Raw genomic sequence first — 3,148 nt, 5'->3', positions numbered from 1 at the left:
CAAGAAAAACATGATTTACGCCGTCGCCTGAATATCCCTGAATTTTTAACCAGCCACCCACCGGTGTGCAGCGCAGTTCTTCCAGGCATTTCAGCGTAGCGACGCTTTCCTTATCATAACCATTCTGACGGATGACCTGGCATTGCCGCGGTTCATCAAAATTACCGATTTCACGGTTGGTGACGATGGTGTAAAATCCCTTCTGCGATAACGCCGGCTGGGAGCGGATGAGCGTTCCTTCATTTGTACTCTGAATCAACTCCGCGTTTTTGCCCTCATGATCCGTTGAGAAGTAATAGATTTTCATGGATCCGTAGACTTGAAAATAGAGTTTTTCTTCATCTGCGCCGATTAAATAAGCAACGGAATAATACTCTCCCCAATCTCCCGGTTCCGCCTCAAAGGAACTCAGCGTATTCCCATCCCGGTCAATTTTAAAGTAAGCCCGGGAAGATTTTTCGACAGAATAATCCGCAGAGATAATTACGGTATGTTCAAGAATCGCTTCTACCGACATACTATTCGCATCCGTCGCTTCCGCGCTGAGATCGGCGATCATTTCCGCTGAATCCTCATCCACAGACTGATGCCACAGCTGGTTCTCCTTGATCCAATATAGATCCTGCCCCTGCATCTGACCCGAGCCGGTCGCCATGATCTGCTTTTCCACCCGCTTTTCTTTCAGATTCCAGAGATTTACGGTTATTGGATTTCGTTCATAAATATCGGTGTTTTCTTCCTCGTTCTGTGTCCAGATTGCCAGCCGGCTGGCATCCGGCGAAGTAACCCTCCGGATCTTTCCCGACGGCATCTGCGCGTCCTGGAAGAAATCCCAGTTTTTCAGCGACTGATCTGAAAAATTCCAGATCATAATTTGATTCTGATCAAAATCCGGCATGTAATAGTTTTCTCCGACGATGACCGCCTGTGAATCGTTCTGGCTCAGCCATTTTTCATTTGAGCCTTTCGCCGGATCCGTTTGACAGCTGGTTAAGCTGATTAAGCTGATCAGCCAGCAAAGGCCGATCCCAAGCCTTCGTGCATTTCTGAATTTCATACAAGTTCCCCCATTCAACTTTAACTTTCCCATGAATTGTTTCTTTCTCGTATTATAGCATGGCGTCAGGTTTACAACAATAGACCCAGGTAAAAGATCCGTCTTTACGCAAGCTGAAAAAGCATTCCAAGAATTACTTTGAATGCTTTTCTTTCCGAATTAATAGATCAACAAACACTGCGCTTCAGACCTGCGCAGCGAAAGGATTGAATTAGAGATACTGCACTGTCTGATCCAGCGGCTTGCGCTGATCGTGTTGCCGGGAAGGGCGGCAGCCGGCGCTGGGATAGCCGAACGGAAGCAGGCAATACGGCTCAACGCTTTCCGGCAGGGCCAGCGCCTGCTTTACCTTTTCCGTATCAAACCAACAGACCCACGTGCTGCCGATCCCCAGCTCCTGCATCTGCAGCATCATGTGTGCGGCAACGATCGACGCGTCCATCTCCGCTGAACTGCGGCCGTTGAATGGATTAACCCAAGCTTCGCTCGGATCCGCACAAATGATCAAGACCTGCGGTGCGTCAAAGGTCATCGTCGTAATGGTTCTGAGCTTCGCTAACAGAGCCTCGCTGCGGACAACATAAATCCGCTGCGGCTGCAGGTTTTTCGCAGTTGGCGCTAAACGTCCTGTTTCCAAGATTTGATCTAAGACGTCCTGCTCGACCGGCCGACTGTCGAAGCGGCGGACAGAATACCGCTGGGCCGCTAATTCTGAAAACTTCATCTTCATTCCTCCCTCTTTTTCTTTCTTATTATTCCGTCAGGAAAGCCAAGCTCAAAGCAAGGATTCCAACAGCTTGGCAACACCTTCCTGAGCGTTGGTGTCCGTGATCAGATCTGCCTGAGCTTTCAACGCGGAAGACGCGTTGCCCATTGCCGCTTTAATGCCGCAGACGTTAAACATTTCCATATCATTCAGACTGTCGCCGACGCCGAGCACCTGTTCCAATGAAATTCCTAACTGTGCCGCAGCGGCTTGGATCGCTGTGCCTTTATCATTTTGATCGGAAGCGATTTCCAAATTGGTTTTCGCGTAACTGTAAACTTTAATACCCGGGATCGGCGCAAGCAGACGGTTCAGCTTTTTAATCTTAAGACCGCCCAGCGCGATGATTTTATATACCGGCTCTTTCGACCTCTCGATCTGCCGCAGCGGCCGGGTCCAAGAGTGAACCTCAATCTGTTCCTCAGGCGGATTATGCCGCGTGACCTTCTGATAATCCGGCTGGATCAGATTCAGCGAATTGCCATAGACGTGATGAAATGTTTTCGCCTGCATCCACACATGCTCGCGCTGAAGCAGCCGCAGGATTTCCAGCGCCGTTTCCTGTGAAATCGGGGTTCCCTGCGCCACGCCTTGAATGCGACGGTAATTGCCGACATATCCAATCGCGTCTACGCGCGGATCAATCGACGCCGCCACCCCTTTTGCGAACAAATAGGGCCGTCCGGTCACCAGCACGACTTCCATCCCCAAATCCAGACATCCCTTTATGGCTTTCCGGCTCCGCCCGCTGATCTCTTTGCGGGGCGTAAACAGTGTGCCGTCTAAGTCCAGACAAATCATCCGGACTGTACCTCTCGTTAAATGCACCATGGATTTCCTCCTGAAATTTATCCTCATTATACCGTATTTTCGATGAGAGCGAATAGCGGTCTTCTTAAAAGGGACAGGCTTAATTGAAGAAACAACGAAAGATAAACGAAGGTTTGATGACCAGCGATTAAGCAAAGTATTAAGCGCGGATCCACATTCAGATTGCAAGAATTTTTTTCTTGTTGATCAACATTTCCTTTTTTACCCAGAGCGTATTACAAAGTTAAATTCATATTTTTTCTTCGTTAAACTCACTTTGGAATAGATATCGAACTTTTATCTAAGTTTATTTGACAGGCATTTCATGAAAGAAATTGGAGTACCATCACTGATATAAAAAGTTCTTGAAATAACTCAAGAATGGCATATACTATAAGTGTAGGGACGCTTGAGAAAGCGATACCCGTCGTAAGCTATCTCTTCATCGAAGAGAAGCTGTGGACAGATAAACGCCGGTGATCTTTGTGACGGATGACGGCGTTTTTTCTTTTGAA

At 48.1% G+C, this 3,148-nt stretch carries 3 protein-coding genes; all 3 read right to left on the bottom strand.

What is annotated here, in order from left to right:
• Positions 1-1,057, bottom strand: a 1,057-nt coding sequence (locus tag HOLDEFILI_RS19525; protein ID WP_039863709.1) for a hypothetical protein, incomplete at its 3' end; no start/stop codon positions are given.
• Between the two features lie 211 nt (positions 1,058-1,268).
• The gene (locus HOLDEFILI_RS02275; protein WP_039863754.1) at positions 1,269-1,781 is read right to left on the bottom strand and encodes a nitroreductase family protein; all 513 of its coding nucleotides are present in this window, start codon (positions 1,779-1,781) and stop codon (positions 1,269-1,271) included.
• Between the two features lie 51 nt (positions 1,782-1,832).
• The gene (locus tag HOLDEFILI_RS02270) at positions 1,833-2,654 is read right to left on the bottom strand and encodes a Cof-type HAD-IIB family hydrolase (protein ID WP_039863708.1); all 822 of its coding nucleotides are present in this window, start codon (positions 2,652-2,654) and stop codon (positions 1,833-1,835) included.
• Positions 2,655-3,148: the final 494 nt, after the last annotated feature.

The sequence above is a fragment of the Holdemania filiformis DSM 12042 genome (assembly GCF_000157995.1).
GTDB classification, from domain to species: Bacteria; Bacillota_I; Bacilli_A; order Erysipelotrichales; family Erysipelotrichaceae; genus Holdemania; species Holdemania filiformis.
The sequence above is the reverse complement of the archived record's forward strand: the minus strand, read 5'-3'. Positions and strand labels throughout refer to the sequence as shown.

Excerpts from the sequence above, each read along its gene's own strand:
- HOLDEFILI_RS02275 (WP_039863754.1), bottom strand. The coding sequence starts at position 1,781 with ATGAAGTTTTCAGAATTAGCGGCCCAGCGGTATTCTGTCCGCCGCTTC.
- HOLDEFILI_RS02270 (WP_039863708.1), bottom strand. The coding sequence starts at position 2,654 with ATGGTGCATTTAACGAGAGGTACAGTCCGGATGATTTGTCTGGACTTA.